Origin of the sequence: Dietzia cercidiphylli (genome assembly GCF_039531545.1) — a bacterium.
Classification (GTDB): Bacteria; Actinomycetota; Actinomycetes; order Mycobacteriales; family Mycobacteriaceae; genus Dietzia; species Dietzia natronolimnaea.
This window is the reverse complement of the sequence record NZ_BAAAQG010000007.1, coordinates 268,287-294,898: the sequence shown is the minus strand read 5'-3', so window position 1 is coordinate 294,898 and position 26,612 is coordinate 268,287. Positions and strand designations below refer to the sequence as shown.

The 26,612-nt window shown below is 71.2% G+C and carries 19 protein-coding genes, 2 tRNA genes and 1 pseudogene; 14 read left to right on the top strand and 8 right to left on the bottom strand.

What is annotated here, in order from left to right; all coding sequences use genetic code 11:
• Window positions 1-122 precede the first annotated feature (122 nt).
• Window positions 123-1,115: a TIGR03557 family F420-dependent LLM class oxidoreductase gene (locus ABD250_RS07685; RefSeq protein WP_182658463.1), complete on the bottom strand. Its 993-nt coding sequence runs from the start codon at window positions 1,113-1,115 to the stop codon at window positions 123-125.
• 76 nt (window positions 1,116-1,191) lie between these two features.
• On the opposite strand from ABD250_RS07685, the gene ABD250_RS07680 reads away from it, so the two are divergent.
• Window positions 1,192-1,872, top strand: a complete 681-nt coding sequence (locus tag ABD250_RS07680) for an HAD family hydrolase (protein ID WP_182658464.1) — start codon at window positions 1,192-1,194, stop codon at window positions 1,870-1,872.
• A 78-nt stretch (window positions 1,873-1,950) separates the two neighbouring features.
• On the opposite strand, the gene ABD250_RS07675 is transcribed toward ABD250_RS07680, so the two are convergent.
• A complete protein-coding gene (locus ABD250_RS07675) occupies window positions 1,951-3,294 on the bottom strand; it encodes an MFS transporter (RefSeq protein ID WP_422110525.1) in 1,344 nt (447 codons plus the stop codon).
• Between the two features lie 290 nt (window positions 3,295-3,584).
• Between ABD250_RS07675 and ABD250_RS07670 the strand changes: the two genes are divergently transcribed.
• The 4 genes from ABD250_RS07670 to ABD250_RS07655 all read left to right on the top strand — a co-directional run bounded on the left by ABD250_RS07670 (window position 3,585) and on the right by ABD250_RS07655 (window position 5,650).
• Window positions 3,585-3,794, top strand: a complete 210-nt coding sequence (locus ABD250_RS07670; RefSeq protein WP_344391580.1) for a hypothetical protein — start codon at window positions 3,585-3,587, stop codon at window positions 3,792-3,794.
• A 142-nt stretch (window positions 3,795-3,936) separates the two neighbouring features.
• Entirely contained in the window at window positions 3,937-4,755 is an 819-nt protein-coding gene (gene cmrA, locus ABD250_RS07665) for a mycolate reductase (RefSeq protein ID WP_182658466.1), read from the top strand.
• 45 nt (window positions 4,756-4,800) lie between these two features.
• Complete coding sequence (gene orn / locus ABD250_RS07660; RefSeq protein ID WP_182615299.1) at window positions 4,801-5,469, top strand: oligoribonuclease; 669 nt, start codon at window positions 4,801-4,803, stop codon at window positions 5,467-5,469.
• A gap of 108 nt (window positions 5,470-5,577) precedes the next feature.
• Window positions 5,578-5,650 (top strand) — tRNA-His (locus ABD250_RS07655).
• 74 nt (window positions 5,651-5,724) lie between these two features.
• Here ABD250_RS07655 and ABD250_RS07650 read toward each other — a convergent pair.
• Window positions 5,725-6,714 (bottom strand): DUF2804 domain-containing protein, encoded by a 990-nt coding sequence (locus ABD250_RS07650; protein ID WP_182658467.1) that lies wholly within the window; start codon window positions 6,712-6,714, stop codon window positions 5,725-5,727.
• Between the two features lie 124 nt (window positions 6,715-6,838).
• Here ABD250_RS07650 and ABD250_RS07645 point away from each other — a divergent pair, with 124 nt between their 5' ends.
• Window positions 6,839-8,074: a cation:proton antiporter domain-containing protein gene (locus tag ABD250_RS07645; protein WP_182658468.1), complete on the top strand. Its 1,236-nt coding sequence runs from the start codon at window positions 6,839-6,841 to the stop codon at window positions 8,072-8,074.
• 54 nt (window positions 8,075-8,128) lie between these two features.
• Here the strand turns inward: ABD250_RS07645 and ABD250_RS07640 are convergent, their stop codons facing one another.
• Window positions 8,129-9,361: a L,D-transpeptidase gene (locus ABD250_RS07640; RefSeq protein WP_338404168.1), complete on the bottom strand. Its 1,233-nt coding sequence runs from the start codon at window positions 9,359-9,361 to the stop codon at window positions 8,129-8,131.
• Window positions 9,362-9,562: 201 nt separating this feature from the next.
• Here ABD250_RS07640 and ABD250_RS07635 point away from each other — a divergent pair.
• Window positions 9,563-9,635: transfer RNA gene (locus ABD250_RS07635), tRNA-Lys, on the top strand.
• A gap of 157 nt (window positions 9,636-9,792) precedes the next feature.
• Here ABD250_RS07635 and ABD250_RS07630 read toward each other — a convergent pair.
• On the bottom strand, window positions 9,793-10,068 hold the full coding sequence (locus tag ABD250_RS07630) for a DUF3618 domain-containing protein (RefSeq protein WP_182636898.1): 276 nt from the start codon (window positions 10,066-10,068) through the stop codon (window positions 9,793-9,795).
• A gap of 149 nt (window positions 10,069-10,217) precedes the next feature.
• Here ABD250_RS07630 and ABD250_RS07625 point away from each other — a divergent pair, with 149 nt between their 5' ends.
• Together ABD250_RS07625 and ABD250_RS07620 are read left to right on the top strand one after the other, a co-directional pair.
• Entirely contained in the window at window positions 10,218-10,718 is a 501-nt protein-coding gene (locus tag ABD250_RS07625; protein ID WP_182658470.1) for a redoxin domain-containing protein, read from the top strand.
• A gap of 8 nt (window positions 10,719-10,726) precedes the next feature.
• Window positions 10,727-11,437: a TetR/AcrR family transcriptional regulator gene (locus tag ABD250_RS07620; RefSeq protein WP_344391573.1), complete on the top strand. Its 711-nt coding sequence runs from the start codon at window positions 10,727-10,729 to the stop codon at window positions 11,435-11,437.
• Between the two features lie 152 nt (window positions 11,438-11,589).
• Here ABD250_RS07620 and ABD250_RS07615 read toward each other — a convergent pair whose 3' ends face one another.
• The 3 genes from ABD250_RS07615 to ABD250_RS07605 all read right to left on the bottom strand — a co-directional run bounded on the left by ABD250_RS07615 (window position 11,590) and on the right by ABD250_RS07605 (window position 22,289).
• A complete protein-coding gene (locus tag ABD250_RS07615) occupies window positions 11,590-12,105 on the bottom strand; it encodes a holo-ACP synthase (RefSeq protein WP_344391571.1) in 516 nt (171 codons plus the stop codon).
• Window positions 12,102-21,476: a fatty acid synthase subunit beta domain-containing protein gene (locus ABD250_RS07610; protein WP_344391569.1), complete on the bottom strand. Its 9,375-nt coding sequence runs from the start codon at window positions 21,474-21,476 to the stop codon at window positions 12,102-12,104. Before ABD250_RS07610 ends, ABD250_RS07615 begins: the two co-directional genes overlap by 4 nt.
• 318 nt (window positions 21,477-21,794) lie before the next feature.
• On the bottom strand, window positions 21,795-22,289 hold the full coding sequence (locus ABD250_RS07605) for a hypothetical protein (RefSeq protein WP_241730593.1): 495 nt from the start codon (window positions 22,287-22,289) through the stop codon (window positions 21,795-21,797).
• Window positions 22,290-22,459: 170 nt separating this feature from the next.
• On the opposite strand from ABD250_RS07605, the gene ABD250_RS07600 reads away from it, so the two are divergent.
• From ABD250_RS07600 to ABD250_RS07580, 5 genes and pseudogenes are all read left to right on the top strand, one after another.
• Complete coding sequence (locus tag ABD250_RS07600; RefSeq protein ID WP_182658372.1) at window positions 22,460-24,079, top strand: sodium-dependent transporter; 1,620 nt, start codon at window positions 22,460-22,462, stop codon at window positions 24,077-24,079.
• 3 nt (window positions 24,080-24,082) lie between these two features.
• Window positions 24,083-24,235 (top strand): methionine/alanine import family NSS transporter small subunit, encoded by a 153-nt coding sequence (locus tag ABD250_RS07595; RefSeq protein WP_182658371.1) that lies wholly within the window; start codon window positions 24,083-24,085, stop codon window positions 24,233-24,235.
• 153 nt (window positions 24,236-24,388) lie between these two features.
• The gene (locus ABD250_RS07590; RefSeq protein WP_182658370.1) at window positions 24,389-25,252 is read left to right on the top strand and encodes a maleylpyruvate isomerase family mycothiol-dependent enzyme; all 864 of its coding nucleotides are present in this window, start codon (window positions 24,389-24,391) and stop codon (window positions 25,250-25,252) included.
• A gap of 79 nt (window positions 25,253-25,331) precedes the next feature.
• Window positions 25,332-25,841, top strand: coding sequence for a gluconokinase (locus ABD250_RS07585; RefSeq protein WP_182658374.1), 510 nt, complete (start codon window positions 25,332-25,334; stop codon window positions 25,839-25,841).
• Window positions 25,842-26,043: 202 nt separating this feature from the next.
• A pseudogene (locus tag ABD250_RS07580) lies at window positions 26,044-26,611 on the top strand (DUF1538 family protein); the annotation flags it as partial.
• Between the last annotated feature and the right edge of the window lies 1 nt (window position 26,612).

The following is a 26,612-nucleotide window of genomic DNA, read 5'->3' as shown; positions in this document are numbered from 1 at the left end:
GGCGCGCCGGCTCATGCGGCCCCGCCAGAGGTCCCGCCATCGATAAGAGCGTTTCGCACACATCGGTCGAGTACAAGTGTGCGAAACGCTCTTATCGATGGCCCCGGCGGAACCGGGCCGCCTCAGCTCGGGGAGGCCTCCCGCAGCCGCGCGAGCAGCGGCTCGGCCGCCTCCTCTAAGAACCGGTCCAGGGTCTCATCGCCGATCTGGATCAGCGCGACGTCGGTGTACCCGGCCTCCCAGTAGGGCCGCACCTTCTCGACGATCGCGTCCAGGTCAGGGCCGCACGCCAGCTGCTCGGCCACGTCCTCGGGCCGGACGAACTTGGTGGCGGCGGCGAACCCGGCGGTGGTCGGCAGGTCGGCGTTGGCGGCCCAGCCTCCGGCGAACCAGCGGAACTGGTCGTGTGCGCGCTCGACGGCCGCCTTCTCCGAGTCGGGGTCCCAGCTGATGGGGATCTGGGCGATCGCGCGGGCGCCGTCACCGATCCGCTTCTGCCCCTCGAGCGCGTTCCAGCCCTCGATGTGGGCGGGTTCCGGCTCGGTGGCGATGAGATGGTCGGCGAGCGGCCCGAGCCGGGCCACGGCCTTCTCCCCGCCGGCGGCCACGCCGATCGGCACCCGCGTCTCGGGCAGGTCCCACAGGCGGGCCGAGTCCACGCGGAAGTGCTCGCCGGAGTAGGTCACCAGGCCGCCGTCGAACAGCTCGCCAATGATCTCCAGCGCTTCCACCGTCATCTCGTGGCGCTCGTCGATCGAGGGCCACCGCTGCCCCACCACGTGCTCGTTGAGGTTCTCCCCCGCACCGATGCCCAGCATGAACCGGCCATCGGACATGATCTGCACGGTCGCGGCCTTCTGTGCCACCACCGCGGGGTGGTAGCGCAGGATCGGGCAGGTCACGTACGTGCACAGGTCCACCCGCTCGGTCACGTGCGCCACGGCGCCCAGGACGCTCCACACATACGGCGCGTGCCCCTGCGAGGACAGCCACGGGAAGTAGTGGTCCGAGGCCACCTCGAAGTCGAATCCCGCCTGCTCGGCCTTGGCCGCGTAGCGCACGAGTTCCTTGGGGCCGGACTGTTCGGTCATGAGGGTGTATCCGAAACGTGTCATGGATCCGAGGGTGCGCCGGGCACAGCCCTGTCGCCACCGGTTGCCTCCCGCACGGGGGCCGGGCACGGTCGGACGCATGACCACCTCACCGCGCGCCCTGCTTCTCGACGTCGACGGCACCCTGGTCGACTCCACCTACGTCCACGTGTGGACCTGGCACCGGGCCCTGGCCGCGGCGGGCGCGCCGGTGCCCTTCGTTGAGGTGCACCACCGGATCGGCAAGGACGGATCCACGTTGGTGGGCGAGCTGTTGGACATCGCGGGGGTCGACGACGACGAGGACCGCGATCGCGTGGCGGGGCGGGCCAAAGATCTGCATTCGGAGTACTACGCCGAGGCCGGGGACTCGCTCCGCCTCCTGCCGGGTGCCCGCGAGCTCGTGCGCGGCGCCAAGGAGCAGGGGTGGGTCACCGTGCTCGCCACCTCGGCCCCGCCGTCGGAGTTCGCCGAGGCGCGCGCGTTGCTGGATGTCGACGAGTACGTGGACGCCGTGACCACCGGCGAGGACGTCGACACCGCCAAGCCCGACCCCACCATCGTGGCGATCGCCCTCGAGCGCTCCGGCGTCGACGCAGCGGACGCGGTCATGGTGGGCGACGCGACCTGGGACGCCGTCGCCGCCACCACGCTCGGCATCCGCTCGGTGGCCGTGCGCACGGGCGGCATCGGTGACGCCGAGCTCCGAGAGGCGGGCTTCTCAGACATCGTCGACGACGCCGCCGGAGTGCTGGACCTGCTGACGTCCGGCAGGCTCTGACTTGCCGGGGCGGGAAGGGCGGGAAGGGCGCGAACGCGGGACGACGAGGAGCGGGTCACCGCGCGGAGCGACCCGGGGTCAAGCGGAGCCCGCCCACGTGATCGACGCCTCGGAGCGGGTCGGGGTCTTGACGGGCAGCAGCAGGAGCAGGCCCACGAGCAGGACCAGGGCGATCCCGGCGATTCCCGCGCGGTCGGTGCCGAACCCCCACGTGAACAGGCCGAACAGCGCCGGGGCGAGGAACGAGATCGCACGCCCGGTGGTGGCGTAGAGCCCGAACATCTGGCCGTCGCTGCCGGGCGGGGCCAGCCGGGCCAGGAACGAGCGCGACGCCGACTGGGCCGGGCCCACGAACAGGCACATGAGCAGGCCGAAGAGCCAGAACATGGCGGTGCCGTCGACGAACAGCAGGACGGTCATCGTGCCGAGCATCGCCGCGAGAGAGCCGATGATCACCGCCTTGGGCCCCACGAGGTCGTCCACGACTCCCGCGACCGCCGCCCCCAGGGCCGCCACCACGTTGGCCGCCACCCCGAAGATCAGCACATCCCCCGGCGCGAGCCCGTACACGGTGACCGCCAGGATCGCCCCGAAGGTGAACACCCCCGCCAGCCCGTCGCGGAAGATCGCGCTGGCCACGAGGAACTTCACGGTCCGCGGGTCCCGGCGCGACAGGGCCTTGAGATCCCGCCAGAGGATGCGGTACGACTCGACGAAGCCCACCTCGTCGTCGTCGTCGCCCTTCTTCCCTCGGGGCCGGTTCTCCGGCACCGACCGCAGCACCGGCAGCGCGAACACCGCGAACCACACCGCCGCGACCAGGCACACCAGCCGCACGTTGAGGCCGCCGTCGGTGGAGATGCCCAGCAGTCCCCGCTCGTCGCCGTCCCCGGAGATGAAGCCCAGGAACGCGGCGAGCAGCAGGAAGATCCCGCCGAAGTAGCCCATCGCCCACCCGAACCCGGAGACCCGCCCCACGGTGGCCGGGGTGGAGACCTGCCGGAGCATCGCGAAGTAGGACACCTCGGCGAACTCGAACGTGATGGACCCCAGCGCGAGCAGCAGAAGTCCGACGAAGAACCACGGGTAGGGCGCGTCGGAGTCGACGAGGAACATCAGCGCGGTCAGCGCGACCGTGAGGTAGGTCCAGATGGCCAGCGACCGCCGGCGACGGCCGCCCCGGTCCGCGCGCTGGCCCATCACCGGCGCGGTCAGCGCGATCACCAGCCCGGCCAGCGCGATCGAGATCGACAGCCAGGTGGCGGCCGAGAACGGTCCGTCGAGGTCCGCCCCCACCGAGTCGGTGAGGTAGACGGAGAAGACGAAGGTGACGATCACCGCGTTGAACGCCGCCGACCCCCAGTCCCACATCGCCCACGAGAAGACCTGGCCGCGGGTGGCGGGGCGGAGATCGGGTGACAACGACGACGACGAGGCGGCGGTCTCTGGAGGGGGCGGTGTCCCGGTGCTGCTCACGCCCTAGAACCTAGTGCCCAGCGGTTCGTCTGAGGCCTCGAAAGGGCCGGTGGCGGGTCCATTTCCGCTGGTATGGTCGGTGCACATTCGGTGAATGCGAGGTAGCTGTGGCGTGGTCGGCGTGGTTGGCCCTGACCGGCGCGTTGCCCGCTGTCGCGGTTCTCATCGCATTGCGTAGCCTCCGCAGATCAACCGATCCAGTGGCGCGCAGGGGTCTTGTCCTCATCATCGGCCTGGTGGTGCTCCTCTCACTGTCGACCGGTGCCCACCTCGCGTCACCGGACGACTTCTTCAGTTGGCTCGGCGGAAGCCTGGTGCTGGGCCCGCTCTTCTACGTTCTCTGCAGGCTTCTGGGCACGGCCGCGCGCGACCCCGCCGCGGGCGATCACGACTCGGCGAGCGACAAGACAGACCACGAGGGAGCGCTCCCGTTCCGCCAGGGGTGATCACCGGCGACAATTGATCCGCCCGGGTGGTGGGTGCCCACCATCGCCGGGGCCGCGCACGTCGTCGTCACCCACTCCCCCGTTCAGCGCCCTCGCCGGTACGCTCACCCTCGGCCCTGACCACCTGACCCGAGGACGCATGATGCCGCTTCCCCTGCCCACAACGACGAATCGTGCTGTCGTCACCGGCGCCTCCTCCGGGATCGGCATGGCGCTGGCCGCCGAGTTGGCCCGCCGCGGCCACTCCCTGATCGTGGTGGCGCGGCGCGGCGAGGTGCTGCAGGAACTCAAGGAGCGGTTGGAGAGCCAGTTCCGGGTGACGGTCGAGGTGCGGGCCTGCGACCTGTCCGATCCGGCCGAGCGGGCACCGCTGCTGGAGGAGCTCGCGGTCCGCGAGATCTCGATCCTGTGCAACAACGCCGGCATCGCCTCATTCGGGCCGGTCGCCGCGCTCGACCCCCACTACGAGAAGAGCCAGGTGCAGGTCAACGCCGTGGCCTGCCACGACCTCGTACTGGCCGTCCTGCCCGGGATGGTCTCCCGTGGCTCGGGCGCGATCCTCAACGTGGGCTCGGCGGCCGGCAACATGCCGATCCCCAACAACGCCACCTACGCCGCCACCAAGGCGTTCCTCAACACCTTCTCCGAGTCGCTGCGCGGGGAGCTCAAGGGTTCCGGGGTCAACGTGACGCTTCTGGCGCCCGGACCGGTGCGCACCGAGGAGATCGTCGAGGAGGACAAGACCTTCGTCGACCGCCTGGTCCCCGATCGTTTCTGGGTGGACACCACGTACACCGCACGGATCTCCCTGGACGCGCTCGCGCGGAACAAGATGCGCGTGGTCCCGGGCCCCCTGGGCCAGGCCATGTCCGTGGCGGGCAACTACACCCCGCGCGGGGTCATGGCCCCGATCGTGGGGCGGTTCTACGCCAAGCTCGGCGAGGGGCAGGCGGAGGGCTGATCCTCCGGGTCCGGTCGGGCGGTCGCTCGGCGATATAGTCGAGCGATGCCAGAGTCGAACCCCGGTCCCACCCCTGTCGCGTCGTCGAGCCCGACGCCCCACAAGGAGTCCAAGAACGACCGGATCGTGTGGATCGACTGCGAGATGACCGGCCTCGACACCGCGAACGACGCACTGGTGGAGATCGCGGCCCTGGTCACCGACTCCGAACTCAACGTCCTGGGCGACGGCGTGGACATCGTCATCCACGCCTCGGACGCCAAGCTGGCCGCGATGCTCCCGGTGGTGCGGGACATGCACTCCTCGTCGGGCCTGACCGAGGAGATCCGCGCCTCCGCCGTGACGGTGGCGGAGGCCGAGAAAGAGGTCCTCGACTACATCCGCGCCTGGGTCCCGGTCAGCGGGACCGCTCCCCTGGCCGGCAACTCGATCGGCACCGACCGCGGGTTCCTCGCCCGGGACATGCCCGAGCTCAACTCCTACCTGCACTACCGGATGATCGACGTGAGCTCGATCAAGGAGCTGTGCCGCCGCTGGTATCCGCGCATCTACTTCGGCCAGCCCGAGAAGGGCATGTCCCACCGCGCCCTGGCGGACATCAAGGAGTCGATCCGCGAGCTGAAGTACTACCGCGCCACGGCGTTCGTCCCCCAGCCCGGCCCGACCACCGACGAGGTGCGCGCCGCGGCCGGCGCCCTGCCCCCCGTAGATTGAGCGTCCGACCTCCCGTGCGCGGGCCCGGTAGGCGTCGACACCTGCCGATTTCCTGACCGGGACCCAGACCGGGTAGCATCGTCAACGCTGTTCGCGAGAACGGCGATGGTGGCTGTAGTTCAGTTGGTAGAGCACCAGGTTGTGATCCTGGCTGTCGCGGGTTCGAGTCCCGTCAGCCACCCCGAGCACAGGGCCCGGACCTCACGGTCCGGGCCCTGTCCCGTTGGGTCGTCCACCGCACACCACCCCCGCGCCCTACCAACGGTTACGCGACTCCTCCGCCCACCCGGTCAGGCCGTCCAGGCGCACGGTGGTGCCGTCGTCGAGAATCCCGGTCCCGTGCCAGGTGCCGAAGGCCTGGTGGGTGCGCACGGCCAGGATCCCGAACTCGGTGATGTCCCGGCGGAGGTGGAACGGGGTGAGCGTGACGTCCAGTCGCTCGCCGTGGACCCGCCAGGCGGCCGCCGGATCCGCCAGGTCATAGACCCACCGCAGATCCTCGCCGATCTTGTGCAGTCTGCCGTCCACGAGGATCCCGTTCTCCGTGGACCCGGTCCCGTCCGTCCACCGGCCCCCCACCTGGAGCGCACACGGCACACCGTCGACCACGCCGCTGCCCGCTCCCCAGTTCCATCGGGTGGCGTACCGCCACCGCCCGCGCCCGCGGTCCAGGACCGCCCACCCGGTCCCGAGATCGCGGGCGACCCCGTCGAGGGTCACCGAGCCGGTGACGGGGTTGGCGAGATCCTTGAGGGTGTACTGGAAGCGCCGCTCACTCCACGGCACCACCACTCCGAGACTGTCGTGGCCCGGTCGGGTGATTTCCAGGTCCACAAGGAGGCCGGTCGCGCGTACACGGATCGCGGTGGCGGCCTCGTCGTCGTCGATCTCTATTCCCACCCGACCCGAACCCAGGCCGGCCGACGCGTGCACGGTCCCCACCCCCGCTTCATCGCTGAAGGCGGGCCGGACGAGCGGGCTGACCCCGCTGCGGGTGGTCTCCACCCCGGTACGGCGGTCCAGGACGTAGACCGCGCAGGTGGACAGGTAGTCGAGTCCGGCCACGGTGAGTCCCACCACGAACCGGTCGGTCACGATGCCCCAGTACTCCCAGCGCTTGGTGCGCCCCCACCCGGCGATGGCGGTGCGGTGTAGCGGGGTGCGGGTCCAGCCGACCGCAGCCGAATCGAGTCGGCGACCGCGGGCCAGATCGGTGGGCCGGGTGATCTCACGCTCGACGGTCATGCACCCACCTTTCCATTCGCGCCCCCTCGGCATTCGCGCGGTCCACCGCGGGACGAGAGGGACCGATGGCGCGACCGCCGGGGGTTGCCTATGGTGCGGTGGACGCGACTGACCTGGAGGGCCCGTGTCCACACTCGATCTGTTGCTCGCGACCGTCGGGGCGCTCGGCGTCGTGATCGTCGCCGTGTCCGCGCGACTTCACCGGTGGCCCGTGTCGGAGCCGCTCATCGCACTCGGGGTCGGCATAGTCCTGGGACCCGTGGTCCTCGGGGTTCTCGACGTCCCCGACATCGTCACCGACCCCTCGACGCTCCATCGCGGCGCGGAGATCCTTCTGGGCATCTCCGTGATGGGTGTGGCTCTCCGTTACCCCTTCTCTGCGATCCGCCGTCACTGGCGACGCTTGACGCTCCTCCTGGTGGTGGTGATGCCCGCGATGGCGCTGATCTCCACCGGTCTCGCGATCTGGGCGTTGGGCATCCCCTTCGCGGTGGCGCTGCTCTTCGGCACCGCGATCTGTCCCACGGATCCCGTCCTCTCCTCCGCCGCGGTGACCGGCGACGCCGCCGAGAGGGACCTGCCCGAAGACGACCGGCAACTGCTGTCACTGGAGTCGGGGGCGAACGACGGATTGGCCCTTCCCCTGGTCGTGGTCGCGCTCGCCGTTGCGACCCCCCTCACCGCCGGGCAGGCCGCCGCGGAGATCGGCTGGCAGATCCTCGGCGCCCTGGGGTTGGGCGTCCTCGCCGGAGTGTCGGCGGCCAGAGCTCTGCATTTCTCAGAACGTCACCACGCTGCGGAGAACGGCCCGATCCTGCTGTTCACCCTGCTCCTGGCGCTGCTGGTCCTCGGTGGCTCCGGCCTGCTGGGGGTCAACGGGGTCTTCGCGGCCTTCGTCTCGGGGTTGGCCTTCAACCTGACCAGCGTCGGAGACGAGAGGCAGGTGGAGGTGGAGATCGATGAGGCGGTCAACCAGTTCGCGGTGCTGCCGTTCTTCCTCGTCCTCGGAGCGATGCTGCCGTGGCAGCAGTGGGAGCAGTTGGGGTGGGGGGCGGTGTTTCTCACGGCCGCCGTGCTCGTCCTCCGGCGCCCGCCGGTGCTTCTCGCCCTCATGCGGCCGCTCGGATTGCGTGTCCGCGACGCGGCGTTCCTCGGTTGGTTCGGACCGGTCGGGGTCGCGGCGGTGTTCTATCTGACCGAGGAGGCGTCCAGAGCAGGTCCGGATCCGCTGTTGCTGGGTGTGGGCACCCTGGTCGTGGTGGCCAGCACCCTCGCACACGGCGTCTCCGCGGCTCCCGGCCGCGCACTGTTCAGGGCCGCCGAACGCCGCGACGACCGGGATCCCGATCGATCACGCTGAGCACTGCGCGTCCGCCCCCGCTGAGGGGGGCTCGGGCCTCAGGCCGTGCCCATGTCAGGCCGTGCCCGCGTCTGCGTTACCGGCCTTCCAGGTCTCCCACGGGACGTTCCAGTCGCCCAGACCGTCCCACCCCGGAAGCGTCGGGCCGACCGTGCCGGTGACCTCGAAGATGTCGCCGCGCTTGGCGTTGTCGTAGAACCACTTGGCGTCCGCCGTCGTGACGTTGAGGCACCCGTGGCTCACGTTCTGGCTACCCTGCGCCCAGACGGACCACGGCGCGGCGTGGACGAAGATGCCGCTGTATGACATCCGCGTGGCGTACTGGACCGGGGTCCGGTAGCCCTCCGGCGAGTCGACAGGAACGCCGTAGGTCGAGGAGTCCATGACCATCGAGGCGAGCTTCTCGCCGATCACATACGTGCCGTTGGGGGTCGGGGTGTCGGGCTTGCCCATCGAGGTGGGCATGGTCTTGACCACCTCGCCGTTGCGCTCGATCACGATCTGCTTGGTCGAGTCGTCCACCCGGGAGATGACCGCGTCGCCGATCCGGAAGTCGCTGCGCGCGTCCTCCTGGCCGTACATGCCGCCGCCCAGATCCTCGCCGTAGATGTCCACGTGGACGTCGATGGTGGTACCCGGCGCCCAGTACTCGGCCGGACGCCACCGGACCTCCTGGTTGGAGACCCAGTAGAAGGCGCCCTCGACCTCGGGTTCGGTACGGATGTGGATGTTGTCCTGGGCGGCACGGCGATCCGAGATCGGCTCGTCGAACATCACCGCGACCGGCTGACCGATGCCCACCGTCGAGCCCTGACCTGTGGTGAGGTAGGCCGCCGTCATGATGCGCGGGGTGAGGGTGCTGAACGTGACGTTCTTCCGCGTGACCAGGCCGTCCTCGTCGGTCGCGGTGGACTCGAGCGTGTACTGACGGGAGTAACCCAGGTCCTCGGTGGTCCGCCACTCCGTCAGGTCGGGGTTGAACTCGCCCTGGACCTGGACGCCCTCCGGATTCCGCATGACCACGGTGTCGAGGCGACCGTCGCTGGCGGTGAGGACCACGGGCTCGGCGGGGTTGGCGTCGGATGATCCGTCCTCGACCGACAGGTCGATGACCGCGGCCGGCTCCGCCGGTGCCTCGGCGACCTGGGCCTCACCCGCGCCACCGGCGCCGATCGTGCACCCCGTCAACACGAGCGAACCGGCGACCACGGCGGCCAGAGCGAGACGGGATCTCGACCGGGAACCCGGGTCCCGTCGTCTGGTCCGATCCGTGTGGCGCAAGTTCACTAATGGCCCCTTCCGAGCGTCATCTCCCCCCGGACGTCGACAGGACCGGCGAGCAGTTATCCCCAGTATGCCTGGGAAAATCATTGCATTCCATATCGAATTGGTTAAGGATGCGCCGCCGCACACCGGCCACCCCCGCCCTGAACAGGCGATTTCGTGTTGCCCCCGGTGTCCTGTTACTGTTTCTCTCGCACCACGCAGGCGCCATTAGCTCAATTGGCAGAGCAGCTGACTCTTAATCAGCGGGTTCGGGGTTCGAGTCCCTGATGGCGCACAGCAGGGAAAGCCCCGGGTCCACGACCCGGGGCTTTGTCGTGTCGGCTGCGCGGGCGGGACCCCCGTGATGCAACGAGAAGATCGTTCCGCACACGTTTCCCGAGTGGGAATGTGCGAAACGCTCTTCTCGATGGGCTGTGGTGCGCGGCGGCCGCTCAGAGAGCCCGACGCGCCTCGAGGTAGGCCTCGATGCGCCGACGTTCCTTGCGCTTGTTGGCCATGGACACCGTGATGCCCCCGATGACCAGCGCCGCGAATCCGCCGAGCACCGCGAGGACCCGGGGATCGGTGAGGGCGGCGACGGCCCTCTCCTTGCCCTCTTCGGCGAGGTTCTTGGGATTGACCCGGTCGACGATCTCGTCCAACGTCGTCGCGAGATCGTCACGCGCCTTGGCGATGTCGCCTTCGATGCTGTCGTAACTCCTGGACACGAGACCTCCGTCGATCGCTCGTCACGCGGTTAGCCGCGGATTCTGGACCCCGCCCACGCTACTGCACCCGTCGGCGATCCGCGCCCGCGCGCCGACGCATCGGATAGGTTGGAGTGATCACACACCCCGACCCGACTTCAGGAGCACCGGTGACCACACCACGGCTCGAGGTGGGCCAGACCGCCCCCGCCTTCACCCTCCCCGACGCCGACGGAACCCCCACGTCGCTGGCGGACCTGCTCGCCGCGCACGGACGCGTGGTGCTGTACGTCTACCCGGCCGCCATGACGCCCGGATGTACCACGGAGACCGTGGACTTCGAAGGGGCCCTCCAGGAGCTACGGGAGGCCGGGATCGGGGTGGTGGGGGTGTCGCCCGACCCGCCGGCCAAGCTCGTGCGTTTTCGGGACAAGCACGGCATCACGTTCCCCCTGCTGTCCGACCCGGACAAGACCATGCTCACCGAGTGGGGTGCGTTCGGGGAGAAGAAGAACTACGGCAAGACCGTGATGGGCGTGATCCGCTCGACGTTCGCCGTGGAGTCAGACGGGACGCTCTCCCTCGCCCGGTACAACGTCCGGGCCAAGGGCCACGTGGCGATGCTCGCGAAGCTCCTCGGTGTGGAACTGCCCGAACCCACGGAGGGCTGACGCCACCCATGCCGACCGACCCGCCCGAGCGAGTGCAGAAACCAGCACGGGATCCCGCGGACGAGGCCGTCCAGGACGAGCCGAACATCCTGGTGCCCCGCCGCCGGCCCATCCAGGAGAGGAGCCGGCGCAAGTTCCAGGCGCTGCTGTCCTCGGCGCGGGACGTCCTGGTCGAGGTGGGTTTCGACTCGTTCACCTGCGAGGAGGTGGCCTCCCGCGCGGGGGTCCCCATCGGGACGCTGTACCAGTTCTTCGCCAACAAGTACGTCCTGGTGTGCGAGCTGGACCGCCAGGACGCCCACGGGGTGATCGAGGAGATCGAGCGTTTCGCGCAGAAGATCCCCGCGCTGGACTGGCCGGAACTGCTGAACGACTTCCTCGACCACCTGGCGGACCTGTGGCTGAGCGATCCCTCCCGGCGGGCGGTCTGGTTGGCCACGCAGGCGACCCCGGCCACCCGTGCCACCGCCGCGGTCAACGAGCGCGAGCTCGCCAGGATGATCGCCAGCGTGCTCGCCCCGCTCATGCCGGCCACCGAGCGCCAGCGCCGCGCGTTCATGGCCGACGTGCTGGTCCACGTGGCCTATTCGATGCTGAACTTCTCCGTCAGCGCCGGCTCCGCCACGGGCGAGGACATCCACGACGCCACCGTCACGGAGCTCAAGCGGATGCTCACCGCCTACCTGTGGCTGGCGGAGAAGGAAGCCCAGGTCGGCTGACGTACGCCGGCGACGGCAGGTCGGCGGCGCTGCCTGACGCCGGCCGGCCGGCGGCGCGGGTGGCGGACTTCTGGTGCGAGAAGTCGGCCCCCGGACGCGACTCCCGTCCGCCAACCGGGGATACCGCGCCGACCGGGTGACCGGACACCCCGCTACCCGGCCATCGGCCCCTCGAGCACCACGAACGCCAGCGCCGCGTCGCCGTCGTGGCTCAGCGAGACGTGCCAGCGGACGCCCTCCCCCACCGTCGCCGCGACCTGCCGGGCAGCCTCGCCGCCCAGTCGCACCGCCGGCCGGCCCCACGCGTCGCACACGGTCTCGATCTCGGACCACACCAGCAGGTCCGGCGAGATCGGCGGCGCGGAACCGTAGAGCGCCGCCGACCAGGCCTTGACCACGGCCTCCTTCGCCGCCCACCGGGCGGCCAGGTGACGGACCAGGTGGGTGGACCGACCGGATGACGACGACGAGGACCTCGGCCCCGAGACCTCGACACCCGCCGGCTGGGCGTCGTGCACGGCCCCACGGGCCTCGGCGCGCTCGCGGCACTGCCGTCGCTCCGTCGGCGAGAAGGCGGTGGTGAACCGCGTCCCCGGCTCGGCCAGGGACGCGGCGAAGGCGCCGATGTCGACTGTGTCGACCCCGACGCCCCGCACCGCCACGGTCACCGCCAGTCGCTGGCCGCGAGCACGCCGTCGGAGTCGAGACGGGCGGCCGGGTCCAGCAGGACCGCGGCCTCGCGCTCCTTGACCTCGTCGGCCGACCCCTCACCGAGTCGACGCGCCTCCGGACGGCTGTAGAGGGACTCGCCGCCGTAGATCGCGTCGGTCAGGCGCCGGGCGCCGTCGCGCTCGCGCCCCAGCGCCGCCTCGCGGATGCGCTCCGACTCCTGCTCGCCGAGCTGCGCGGCCACCGCGCGATGGAACGCCTCGGGGTGCGTCACGGCGATGAGCCCGGACACGTGACCGAACCCGAGCGAGGTGAGCAGGCCGGCCTTGAGCGGCAGGTCCCCGCCCAGCTGCAGCGTCTCGCGCAGCCACACCAGGTGCCGGTGCCGGTCCAGGACGTCGTCGACGCAGTCCAGGGCCCGGTTGGGGGGCAGTGTCCCCGAACGCAGCATCTGGGTCAGCCCGATGAGCTGGAACGCGGCCGCGCCACCTTTGGCGTGCCCGGTGAGCGACTTCTGCGAGACGACGAACAACGGGTTGCCGTCGGAGCGACCGATCGCCGCCCCGAGCCGCTCGTGCAGGTCCGACTCGTTGGGGTCGTTGGCCTTGGTCGAGGTGTCGTGCTTGCTCACCACGGCCAGGTCGTCCGCGGTCAGGCCGAGCTCTGCGAGACCCCGGGCCAGCGGCGACCGCTTTCCACCACGGCCCGCGCCGAGCGCGCCGAGCCCCGGAGCGGGGATCGAGGTGTGCGCACCGTCGGCGTACGACCCCGCCCAGGCCACCACCCCGTGCACCGGCAGCCCCATGCGGGCCGCGACGTCGCCACGGGCCAGCAGGATGGTGCCGCCGCCCTGGGACTCGACGAACCCGCCGCGCCGCCGGTCGTTCGCCCGGCTGTAGTGGCGCTCGTCGATCCCCTTGGCGGCCATCGCCGCGGAGTCCGCGGTGGCGGACATGTCGGCGAAGCCCTGGATGCCCTCGGTGGACAGGTCGTCGAACCCGCCGGCCACCACGAACTCCGCCTTGCCGGCGCGGATCTTGTCGAAGCCCTCCTCGACGCTCACCGCGGTGGTGGCACAGGCCGCAACCGGGTGGACCATCGAGCCGTATCCGCCGACGTAGGACTGCATGACGTGGGCGGCCACGACGTTGGGCAGCGCCTCCTGCAGCGTGTCGTTGGCGCGGCTACGGCCCAGGATGCCGTCGATGTAGAGCGAGCGCATGCTCGTCATACCGCCCATGCCGGTGCCCTGCGTGTTGGCGACATCGGCCGGGTGGACGTGGGCCAGCAACTCCGCCGGGGTGAAGCCCGAGGAGATGAAGGCGTCCACGGTGGCCACCAGGTTCCACGCCGCCACCCGGTCGATCCCGGAGACCATGTCGGCGGGGATGCCCCACACCGTCGGGTCGAAGCCGGTGGGGATCTGGCCACCCACGATGCGGGTGAGCGTGGTGCGGCGGGGGACGCGGATCTCGGTGCCCGCCTTGCGGGTGACCGTCCACTCGCCGTCCTCGCTGCGGGTGACGACGGTGTTCTCCGGATCGTCCTCCTGGTACGCGCGGGCCTGGCCCTCGTCGTCCACGACGAAGGACAGGTCCTCCGGCAGGAACACCGAGGTCAGCTGCGGCGAGGCGCCCGCGAACATCTCCGCGCGCGAATCGTCGGCGTAGGTGCGCACGCCCACCCGGGCGAGCACCTCGTCGTGGAAACGCTCGGCGATGTCCGCCTCGTCGATCGGGTCACCGGACCCGGTGACGGTCCAGCCGGCGCGCGGCGAGTCCTCCCAGGTGATGAGCCCGGTCGACCAGGCCAGCTCGACCACGCCGGCGGCGCTGAGGTCGCCGGTGGTCTCCACCTCGAAGCGGGTGCGGGCGCTGCCGTAGGGCCCGACCTCGCCGGAGCCCACGATCACGACCATGTCCTCGAGGTCCTGGGTGACCTGGCCCCACTCGGGGCGCTCGTCGGCGGTGACGGTCTGCAGCGACGGCAGGGCCGCGAGGGTCCCGTCGGCGTCCTCGGTCGAGGCCTCGGTCACCGGGGCCGGACGGTCCGCGGCGAGCGCGGCCATGTCCAGGTCGGCGGTGCCGAGACCCCCGGTGAGGTCGACGGTGAGGGGCGCCTCGCCGGCGGACCGACGGACGTCTGGGGTGCACGAGTCCAGCAGCTCGGCGGCGATCCCCGCGGTGGACCAGGTGGACACGCCCGCGGCCTCCACGGCGTCGACGAGCGGATCGTTGTGGCCCATCAGCCCGGTGCCCCGGACCCAGCCGATGATCGCGTGGACGAACGTCACGCGCTCGGACCAGGACTTCTCCGAGCCCCACTTGGCGATCATGGCGTCGAGCGCGGCCTTGGCCTCGCCGTAGGCGCCGTCGCCACCGAAGATCCCGCGGTTGGGCGAGCCCGGCAGCACCACGTGCAGACGGGAGTCGACGTCGGTGTCGGCGCCGATCGCGCCGAGCCCGGCGACGAGCTTCTCCACGCCCCACAACAGGACGCGCATCTCGGTCTCGGCCCGCGGGCCGGCGTCGGCCATCGAACCCTGGACACGCGGGGCGGCGAACGGGAAGAGCAGCGTCGGCGTGAGCGGCGCCTTGAGGACGGTGGTCTGGCCACCGGCCGACTCGGCGTGCTCGGATCCGACCCACTCGACCAGCGCGTCGACGTCCGAGTACGACGTGAGGTTGGCCGGCAGCACCCACAGCGCCGCGCCACCGCGGGCGTGGGAACGGTAGAGGTCCTTGAAGAAGGCCAGCTTGGACTGGTCCAGGTTCGAGGTGGTGGCCACCACGGTGGCCCCTCCCGCCAGGAGCTTTCCGGTGACGGCGGCGGCGATGGAGCCCTTGCCGGCACCGGTGACGACGGCGACGTCGCCCGCGTACCGGCCGACGAACTCCTCGGAGGCCGCCTCCGCGATCTCCCGGTAGGTGACCGCGAGGGCGTCCCGCCGGGCTCCGGCGGCCCGCTCGGCCCACCAGCGGGCCTGCTCGGCCACGATGTCGCCGGCACCGCGGAAGGCCTCCGCGGCGTCGGCGGGGACGTCGGTCCGGGTCCAGAGACGGGCCAGGTCCTCGCGTGCCGAGGCCCAGCGGTCGTCCATGAGGACGGCACGACCGGAGTCGAAGGCCGGGGCCACCACGCGGCGCCAGTCGGCGCCCAGCTCGGCGGCCACCAGGTCGGCGAGCTCGGTGTCGGGGTCGGCCTCGGCGAGCAGGTCCACGGCCTCGGGCTCGAGATGCCCCAGACGGGTGAGCACGCCACGCGCGGCCCGGGCCAGGACGCCGTCGGTCCCGGTGATCTCGTCGGCGAACTCGGTCAGTGCCGCGGAGTCGACGACCCCGCCGCCGCCGGCTCCGGAGGACGGCATGGCCACGGCCACGCCGTTGGCCGCTCCGACCGAGCGGACGGCCGCGTCGATGAGCTCGTCCAGCCCGGCCACGTCCTTGACGCCCGAGGCGTCGAGCGTCGCCAGGTCGCCGCCGCGGATCGAGGCGCCGTCGCGGGTACCGAGGGCGATCTCGGCGGTGACGTGCTGGGCCCAGCCGGTCCCGAGCTCCCAGGGGCCGGTGACGCGCTCGGTGATGTACGCGGCCCGCTTACCGGTGCGGCCCAGGACCGCACGCAGCGCCTCGCCGACCGCGTCGGACAGGACGGGGCCGAAGGGCGAGTAGCCGCGGGCCAGGCGCGAGACCTGGTCGGACAGGGTCGGGAAGTCCGCCTCGGCCGCGCCGTCGATGGCGCCCAGGCTCAGCTCCGTGCCCAGGTCCAGCAGCAGCTGGTTGCGGCGCGAGGAGACGCCGTCACACAACGTCTCGATGGAGTCACCGGGCGCGATCTGCTCGGGACGGACCTTGGTGCGCAGCGCCACCAGCATGCGGGTGGCCGCGGGGGCGCCGAATTCCAGGTCGTCCGGGCGGGGTGCGCCGGGGGCGGCCTCGGCTGCCGCCGGGGTGGTGGATCGGTCCGCACCGGCCGTGCCGGGGGTGTTGACGGCCGGTGCGGGGTCTGTGGGGGCCGCCTGGTCGGCGGCCGGGGTGGTGGACTCGGTGGCGTCCACCGAGTCGTCGTCGTCGACCTCCACGCTGGGCGGCAGGGTGCCGTACAACGCCGCCGAGTCGCGCTCGACGTTGAGTACCTGGGCGCGGGGGCCCCGGTGCGTGGGCAGGTCGAGGGTCTTGGAGGCGAGGTTCGCCACGGTCGGGGCGTTCGCCACACCGACCTCGACGAAGCACTCGATGCCGAGTCCGCCGCGCTCCACGGGCGTGAAGAGCAGCTCCTGGGTCTCGATCCAGCGGACCGGGCTGGCGAACTGCCAGGCCAGCAGCTCGACCAGGAGGAGGCGTCCCAGACGCGTCGGGGTGGCAGACCAGGAGTCCCAGTCGGCCAGGACGTCGGCGAGGGAGTCGGCCGGCACGAGGTCGGCGATCTCCTGCACGAAGTCACGCTCGAGGCTGAACAGGCGCGGGACCAGGTTGGGGATGTAGCGGCCCACCAGCACCGAGATGTCGATGTCGTGCGGGATCAGCGCGTCGAGGGTGGCCCGGAAGTCCGGGACGCCGCCGCGCAGGACGGTGGAGTGGAAGGGCACGTCGATGCCCGGCACCAGGATGAAGGCGTTCTTGCCCCCGGACCGCTCGAGCTCACGCTCGACGGCCTTCTCCAGCGCCTTGCAGCCGGCGACGGTGCCGGCCAGCGCGTACTGGGATCCCGCGAGGTTGTAGTTGACGATCTCGATGAACTCACCCGAGTCCTCGGCCACGGCGGCCACCCAGTCCACGACCTCGTCGTCGCCGATGCCCATCTGCGACGGCCGGATCGCGGCCATCCGGTAGTCGGACCGGCCCTCGGAATCGCGCGGGACCAGCTCGTGCATGGTCGCTCCGCGCTGGAAGACGATCTCCAGCAGCGGCTCGAGCTCGAGCGTGCCGGAGATGGCGGCCAGGGCGTCGTACTCGCCGATCGAGTGGCCGGCGAAGTAGGCGCCGTCGATGAACAACCCGTCGGCCTCGAGTTCGGCGCGCTGCGCCACCGCGAGGCACGCCATGGCGACCTGGGTGAACTGGGTCAGGTAGAGCACGCCGTCGGGATGCCGGTGGACGGTGCCACGGACGGTCACCTCGGTCGGGTTCTCACGGACGAGCGCCAGGATGGAGAAGCCGAGGGCCTCGCGGGTGTGCGCGTCGGCGCGGTCCCAGATCTCGCGGGCGGCCGGGCAGCGGGTGCGTCCCTCCATGCCCATCCCCTTGGCCTGGATGCCCTGGCCGGGGAAGGCGTAGACGGTGCGCGGGGCCTCGGTCAGGGCGGTGGCGGCCATGACGGTGGCACCGTCGACCGTGCACGTGACCTCGAGGACCTGGCCGCCGGCGAGACGGCCGGTCTGGACGGCACGGACCTTGATGTGGTCGCCCGGTCGGACCGGGGCGAGCATGCGGGCGGTCCAGCCGGCGATCCGCAGGGCGGGGGTCTTCCCGTCCGAGGCCTGGACCGCGTGCTGCGCGGCGGCCGAGAGCCACATTCCGTGGACGATCACGCCACCCAGGCCGGCGAGGTCGGCCGCGGTGTCGGAGACGTGGATGGGGTTGTGGTCGCCGGAGACCAGCGCGAAGGCGGTCATGTCGTGCGGCGCGATGAGCGCGGTGGACACCCGCTGCTGGCGGCTCGTCTCGGCCGGGGTCACGGGTGCGCCCTCGGCGCTGACCAGGGCGCCGCCGGCCGGGCGGGGGTCGCCCACCTCGGCGCCGCCGGTGCGGCCGCGGATCGCGAACCGCTCCGAGAGGGTGCACAGGGGGGACTGCGAGCCGTCGGCGGAGACCGAGGCGACCTCGACCGACACCTCGACGACACGTCCGAGGTCGGTGTCGCGGACGTCTCCCGACCGGGCGACGACGACGAGATCGGTCGACTGCTCCGGGAGCGCGGAATGCATGCGGACCCCGTGGTCCAGATGGACCAGGTCCAGCAGGCCCTCGACCACGGTTCCGGCGCCGCGCGGGCGACGCGCCTGCCCGAGGACCGCGAACACGGCCGGCCACGCCGCACCCACGAGGGCGTCCGGGACGCCGTCCGAGGTGATGAGCGGGGTGGGCAGGCTGCCGGCGGTGACGCCGGTGTGGTCGGAGGCGAGGGTGGGCTCGAAGGTGAACCGGGCGGTGGCGACACCATCGGCGACCTCGGGCAGGGCCTCGATCGCGGTCCCTCCGGCTCCGCCACGGCCCACGCCGGCTGCGGTGCTCAGAAGGGTGCGCATGGCGGCTTCCGCGGCGGCGTCGGTGACGACCGGTGCGGCGCCCGTGGCCACGGAGTCACCCAGGGTGATCGTGATGGTCATCTCGGTCGGACCGATGGGCAGGGTCAGGTCGACGGTGCGCCCGTCCGCCGCCGGGGTCAGCACCGCGCCGGAGACCGGGTGGTGGCCGATGCCGTTCGAGTCGATCTCCCAGGCGTGCAGGACGCCGAGGCGGTGGACAGGGCTCACCACGAGGCGGCCCGCCCACGAGACGTCGGGCGCGTTGAGCACGTCCGCGACCGGGCCCTGTGCGGTGGTCACGGTGCCACGGCGGCGGCCGCTCACGGCCTCGGTGGAGGGCAGGTAGCCACGGACACGGTCGACGGTGGCGGACTCGAAGCGATCGAGCAACTCGCCGACAGGCTCGTCCACCCGGGTGATCCCGGCGACAGCGGTGGTGCCGGGGATGATGCACACGGCGTCGGCGTCGTAGCGGGCGTCATGGGCCTGCCACAGTGAGTCCGAGCGCCACCAGCGACGGACGTCGCCGTCGATGACGGGCACGAACGGGACGGGCTTGCCCGGCATGCGACAGATGTCGAGGAACTCGGCGGCGTCGGCGGGGTGCAGAGTCGCGGTGGCCAGGTCCGGGTAGCGGGCAGCGAGTGCGTCGACGACCTCGGTGGGTCGTTCCATCGCCTCGGCGCGGGGGAAGGCCGAGACGATGCGACCGGTGTCCGCGGCGTCCAGGCGGGCTTCGGCGCGCTGCACCATGCGGTGGAAGCGCTCGCGGATCGTGGGATCGAGCCACACCGAGTGGGCGCTCTCGGCCACCGCCCCGGAGGCGGTGCCGGCGGCGGGAGCGGAGGCGAGGGAGAGCTCGGCGAACCGGCGAAGCCACTGCTCGTAGGTCATGGTCCCGAGGTCACCGAAGTACGGCTTGGCGGTGCCGTTGATCGCGGCGACGATCTCCTCGCGGCGCTCGGCCACGGCCTCGGCGTCGCCGGCGACCTCGTCCAGCAGACGCCCGGTGCGGGCGGCGGTGTTGTCGATCTCGTGGATGTCCGCGCCGAGCTGGCTGCGGCCGGAGGCCATTCCGCCGTCGGCCTGGCCGGCACCCACCCAGTGGTCCACGCCGACGGTGTCCACGAGGAGCTGCTTGACCTGCGGGCTGGTGGTGGCCTCGAGCGTCGCCATGGCGGCGGTGCCCACGAGGATGCCGTCGACGGGCATGGCCGGGTAGCCGTGGGCGTTGGCCCAGGATCCGGTGAGGTAGTCCGCGGCCCGCTCCGGGGTGCCGATCCCGCCGCCGACGCACAGGACCACGTTGGGCCGGTCGCGCAGCATCGGGTAGGTGGCCAGCAGGAGGGCGTCGAGGTCCTCCCAGGAGTGGTGGCCGCCCGCGCGCCCGCCCTCGACCTGCACGATCACGGGCATATGGGGTACCTCGGCGGCGATCCGCACGACCTGGCGGATCTGCGCGACCGTGCCCGGCTTGAAGCTCACGTGGCGCAGTCCCGCCTCGGTGAGCTCCTCGATGAGGGCCACGGACTCGTCGAGCTCGGGGATGCCGGCGGTGACGATCACCCCGTCGAAGGGGACGCCCGCGGCGCGGGCCTTCTGGACCAGTCGCTTGCCGCCGACCTGCAGCTTCCACAGGTACGGGTCGAGGAACAGGGAGTTGAACTGCGCGCTGCGGCCGGGCTCGAGGAGCTCGGTGAGGCGCTGGGTGTTCTCGGCGAAGATCGGCTCGGTCACCTGACCACCGCCGGCGAGCTCGGCCCAGTGGCCGGCGTTGGCCGCGGCCGCGACGATCTCCGGGTCCACGGTGGTCGGGGTCATCCCGGCCAGCAGGATCGGCGAGCAGCCGGTGAGGCGGGTGAACGACGTCTCCACGTGCACGCTGCCGTCGGGCAGGGTGATGAGCTGGGGCTGGTACGCCGTCCACGGGCGCTCGATCGACGGGGTGGCACCCGGCGTGAAGAGGTTGCGCAGCCCGCCGCGGGTGGCGGCGGCGACCACACCGACGCCCTGGCCGCGGACCACCGAGCGGTTGAGGCGGGTCAGGGCCTCGCCCGGGCCCATGTCGAGGATCCACTCCGCGCCGGAGTGCAGGGTCTCGGCCATCTCCTCGACCCAGTCGACGGGCTCGGCGAAGACCTGGCGGGCCAACGCGGCCGCGCGGTCGGCGTCCAGGCCACAACGGGCCGCCCAGTCGGACACGATGTCCACCGCGGGGGCCATCGCGGGATGGTGGAAACCGACCTCCACCTCGAGGGGGTCGAAGACGGGGGCGAAGACGGGGGCGAAGACCTCGCCGCCGGTGAGCTTGGCCTCGCGACGGCGGCGGGACTCGGCCTCGAGGTCCGCGCAGTGACGGCGCAGGTCCTCGAGATCGTCCGGACGGCCCACCACGACGTGACGGCGTTGCGCGTTGCGGATGGAGACGGTCGGCCGCAGTGCGGGGTCGACCGCGGAGAAGACCTCGTCGACGAGGGCGCGCAGTCGCGCGCCGTCGATGCCCGACACGCCGACCATGGGGCTGGCCTCGCCACGGCGGAACAGGCCCGTGCGGCGACCGATCAGGGTGGCGGCGGCGCCGATGAGCTCGGCCATCGCCAGGAGGCGGTCGTCGATCGACCCGAAGGTCTCGACCGATTCCACGGCGAGGATGCCCTGGGAGTGTCCGACCACGGCGGCGGGGGCGGTGTCGTTGACGTCGAAGCCCTCGGCGGCGAGCGCGCGGACGGCGCCCACCTGGGTGAGCAGGACGGCCGGCAGGGAGACCGCGGCGGAGGAGAGCGACGCCTCGTCGGGGAGGTCACCGTGGTCCTCGTCCTCGCCGGTGGTGGTGTTGGCCCACTCGATGGGGCGGAAGCCGTGGGGCCGGACCACCGCGATCTCGTCGTGGACCGGCTCGGTGAGGGCGACGGAGGAGTCGACGAGGTCCTGCAGTTCGGGACCGATCCCGGTGCCGTCGATGAGGTCGCTCAACGCGTCGCGCCACGCGATCCCCTGTCCCCCGAAGGCGAGGGCGTAGGCGGTGCCCTCACGCAGGTCGTCCGCGAGCGCGCGGGCCTGGCGGCGGGCCGCGTGTCCGGTCTCGAGCGGGCGGGGTGTGAGGTCGCGGTCGTCGATCGTCACGTGTGGAACTCCTTGGCAACTTCGTCTGGGACATCTCCACGCCGAGACCAGTTGCTGGTCCGACGCAGGGCACAGACTGCCACAGGAAGTTGAGGGAGACCTCAGCTTGAGGGGGTACGGCCGTCCGTTCGGGGGTTAGCCGAGGGGGCCGACGCGTGAGCCCGATCACAATACGGAGCTGGTGGTTCCCCCATATACACAGGTGAGGGGCACCTCAGGTTTAGGGGCACCCATGTTACCGAATCGTTATCTCGTTCTCAGGGGTGATCCGCCCGACGACGGCGTGTCGCCGTCGCCTCCCACGCCCCGGCACAGCCGTCAGGCGCCGCACCGGAGAACGGCCATCATCTCGGCGTCGAGACCCTCGGTGGGGCACAGGTCGACGGCCAGACGGCGCGGCCCGGACGACCACTCGACGTGGGCCGTCCGGACCTCGTCGCCGACGGCGATCGTGACCAGTCCGCCGATCCCCGGTTGCTCTTCGGGCGCCAGCCCCCCTCGTCCGACCGTCTCGACGGCGGTCACCTCGGCGACCGTCGCCGGACCCGGAGCGGGGATCAGACGCACCTGCACCCTGGTGCCGTCGAACGCGCCGACCCAGGCCGCCAGCATCCCCGTCCCGTCCGCGCGCAGGTCGAGGGTGTACCCGTGCGCGAACCACGACCCGGTCTCGCGGACCACCTCGGCGGGAGAGGGCACGGGGGCTGCCGACGTCGGGGTGGCGACGAGGGTGGACACCCCCGCCATCGACGCCACGAGCGCGACCGCGGCCAGCGCGCGTCCCGCTCTCCGTCTCACCTGCATTGTCCTCATGAAGTCACTGTAGTCCCGCCAGTAACACGATCAGGTGCCACGAATGCGTCGAAATGGTCACCAAAACCCCAACCCGCCGACTAGATGTTGGGAGTTGTGGGGACCACACCTATCGTCGTTCCGTCACACCCGGCGGATCCGCCGCCCGATCGCCCGACAAGGAGCCGACCATGACCAGCCCGCCCAACCAAGGTGGGGTGACACCGAGAGAGACATTCTCCCGTCGCTCCGTCTTCGTCTTCGCCGCCATCGGCTCCGCCGTCGGCCTCGGCAACATCTGGCGTTTCCCCTTCGTCGCGTACGACAACGGTGGCGGCGCCTTCCTGCTCCCCTACCTCGTGGCACTGCTCACCGCGGGTCTCCCGCTGCTGTTCTTCGACTACGCCATCGGGCACCGCTTCCGCGGTTCCGCCCCTCTGAGCTTCCGACGGATGAACCGCTTCGCCGAGCCGATCGGCTGGATCCAGGTCCTGGTGTCCTTCGTCATCGCGGTCTACTACGCGGTGATCATCGCCTGGGCGGCCTGCTACGCGTGGTTCTCCGTCGACGAACGCTGGGGGCAGACGTACGAGGAGTCGGCCACGTTCTTCGCCGAGGACTTCCTCCGCGCCGGCAGCGGGTTCGGGATCGACTTCGTCCCGGGCATCGCGCTCGTCCTGGTGGTCGTGTGGATCGTCACGCTCGGGGTCCTGCTCGCGGGCGTCCAGAACGGCATCGGCCGGACCGCGCTGCTCTTCGTCCCGCTCCTGGTGGCACTCTTCGCCGCCCTCGTCGTGCGGTCGCTCTTCCTCGACGGCGCGATGGACGGCCTCAACAACTTCTTCACCCCGGACTGGGGCGTGCTCACCGAGCCGAGCGTGTGGATCGCGGCCTACGGCCAGATCTTCTTCTCCCTCTCGGTCGGCTTCGGCATCATGCTCACCTACTCGTCCTACCTCAAGCGCAAGTCCAACCTCACGAGCTCCGGCCTGGTCGTGGGCTTCTCCAACTCCGCCTTCGAGGTCCTCGCGGGCATCGGCGTGTTCGCCACGCTCGGCTTCCTCGTCTCCACGTCGGCGGGCGCGGGCTGGGAGGACGTCGGCGGCGGTCCGGGTCTGGCGTTCATCGCCTTCCCGGCTCTGATCTCGCAGATGCCCGGCGGCCCGATCTGGGGCGTGGTCTTCTTCATCTGCCTCATCCTGGCCGGCATTACCTCGCTCATCTCCATCGTCCAGGTGGTCATCTCGTCCTTCCAGGACAAGATGGGCAGCAGCCGCACCGTCTCGGTGCTGGCCGTGGGCATCCCGATGGCGGTCGCCTCGATCCTGCTCATGCCCACCGAGACCGGGCTGCAGAACCTCGATGTGATGGACAAGTTCGTCAACAGCCTCGGCATCGTCGGCATCACCCTCATCGCCCTCATCGTGGTGATCTTCGTGATGCGGCTGGCCCCCACACTGCGCGCCCACCTCAACTCGGTGTCCTCGTGGAAGGTCGGCACGTTCTGGATCGTCTGCCTGGCGGTCATCACGCCGATCGTCCTGGGTTACGCCCTGATCCGCGAGATCATGTCCCTCGTCTCCGAGCCCTACGAGGGATACGACGCCGCCATCCTGGGCGTCTGGGGCTGGGGCATGATCGGGACCATCCTCGTCCTGTCGATCGTCCTGTCGGCCCTGCCCTGGCGGGGGGCCCGCCAGCTCGACGGGCCGCCGAGCGTCGACGACGACCCGAGCGACTACAGCTACGAGGAGGGACTCACCCGTCCCGACGAGAACCCGGCTCCCACCCACACGCCCAAGGAGGCCTGAGCCATGGACGCTCCCGCGATCATCATGATGGTGCTGTTCCTGCTCGTGATCTGGGGCGGACTCGTCGCCAGCATCGTGCACTACGTCGGTCACCCCGACGACCCGGAGGGGGCCACAGCCCGTCCGCGAACTCTGACCTCGCGCCGCACGACCTGATCGCCGGCCCCGGCGTCCGCACACCACAGCGGCGCCGGGGCCGGAGTCGTCGAGGTGCCCGGACCAGTCATCGCACCGGAACTGTCACTGCATCGTGAACGCTGACGGTCAAGTGGCCGGGTCCGTCCCCACCGCGGCAGTAGCCTGGTGACCATGGAGACCGAGGGCCGCGACGCCACCACCACAGAACCCACCGGCAGCGCACCCGTCGAGGTGCGCCACCTGATCCAGCAATGGAAGCGCCTCGACGAGCTCCTCACGGGACTGAAGAGAGACGACTGGGCCGCACCCACGGCCCTCCCCGGATGGACCGTCCGCGACGTGGTGGCGCACATCGCCGGAACGGAGCACCTGCTCTCGGGCGAACCGGTACCGGACGTCGACCTCCCGCCCTCGGCCGACGAGTACGTCCGCAACCCCATCGGGGAGCTCAACGAGAAGTTCGTGCAGGAGGCCCGTCCGCTGGCGGTCGAGGACGCGTTCGCGGACTTCCGGGAGGCGGTGGCCGAGCGCACGGGACAGCTCGCCGAGATGACCCCGCAGCAGTTCGAGGCCGAGTCCGACTCCCCCGTCGGTCGCGTCCCGTTCCGTCGCTTCATGGGCGTGCGCGTCTTCGACTGCTGGATCCACGAGGACGACATCCGCCACGCCCTCGGCATGCAACACCACCTCGGCAGCGGCCCGGGGCGGTTCGCCCTCGACGAGATCGTGCGCTCCCTCCCCCGGACCGTGGGCAAGAAGGCCGGCGCCCCGGACGGCGCCCGCGTCCGGTTCCGGGTCACGGGTGAGTCCGACACCGATCTCCCGATGGCCGTCGACGTGATGGTCGCCGGCCGGGCGGGACTCGTGGACGTCGACGACTCCGCGCGGACCACGGTCGAGCTGGTGTTCGACACCCCGACCTTCGTCCGTGCGGCGACCGGCAGGATCACCGCCGAACCCGGCAACGGCGTGGAGATCAGTGGCGACGAGGACCTGGGCAGGAAGATCCTCGGGTCGATGGCCTTCACCATCTGACAGGCCCGTGGCGACTCCGACGGGGCCGGTGCCGGATCGGGCAGAGCCGTTGCCCGCGGCCGTTGCGCACATCGTGGTGATGGGGGTGTCCGGGGCCGGTAAGTCGACCGTCGCCCGCGCGATCGCCGAGCGGACGGGTGCCCTGTTCCTCGACGCCGACGACCTGCATCCCCCCGCCAACCGCCGGAAGCTGGGCGCCGGCGAGCCGCTCACCGACCTCGACCGCGGGCCGTGGCTCGACGCGGTCCGGGACAGGATGCGGCAGCGGGAACGGGAGGGGGCCCGCACCGGCCCGGACCCCGGCGTCGTCGTCGCGTGTTCGGCACTGCGCCGCGCCTACCGCGACGTCCTCCGGGACGTCGACCGGCCGGTGTTCTTCGTCGGACTCGGCGCCGACCCGGAGCTCCTCGCCGCCCGCCTCGCCGCTCGACGCGGGCACTTCGCATCCCACCGGATCCTCGAATCGCAGCTGGCCACCCTGGAGTCCCTGGGCCCGGACGAGGACGGGATCACCTGCCCGATCGCGCTTCCGGTCGAGGAGATCGCCGACAGGGCCCTCGCCGCGCTCCGGAAGGACCGTCGTCGGTGAGCCGGCGGTGAGTCCGCGGTGAGCCGGCGGTGAGTCCGCGGTGAGCCGGCGGTGAGTCCGCGGTGAGCCGGCGGTGAGGTCGCACCGACCCGGTGGACCGACCACGGTCCCGCGACCGTTCCGTGGACGCCCCGGTGGTCGTACGTCAGACTGGGATCCAGGCCGCCTGTCGACCCGACCCCGGAAGAGGACCCCAGCCTCCATGGAGGATCTCCGACACTTCGCCCAGGAGTTCCGGAAAGCCCTGAGGAACCTGTTGCCCATCGTGGCCGTGGTGGTGGCCTTCCAGCTGCTCGTCTTCCGCCGGATGCCCGAGGACCCGTTACAGCTGGTCGCCGGACTGCTGATCGTGGGGGTGGGGATCGCCCTGTTCCTCCAGGGCCTGGACCTGAGCGTGTTCCCGGTGGGCAAGAACCTCGCCAACCAGTTCACCCGCCGCGGGGCCCTGGGGCTGCTGCTCACCTTCGGCTTCGCCATCGGATTCGCCGCGGTCGTGGCCGAACCCGCCCTGATCGCGGTTCGCCGTGTCCGTGGGTCTCGTCCTGGTCCTGGGGATCCTGCGCGTGCTGCGGGGGTGGGCGGTCCACCGGATCCTCATCGGCGGCTACGTGGTGGTCCTGGTGGCCACGTTCGTGGCCCCGCCGGAGATCGTGGGCCTGGCCTTCGACTCCGGCGGGGTGACCACCAACGTCGTGACCGTGCCGTTGATCGCCGCGATCGGGATCGGGTTGGCCAACTCGATCCGGGGCCGCAGCGCCCTCACGGACGGCT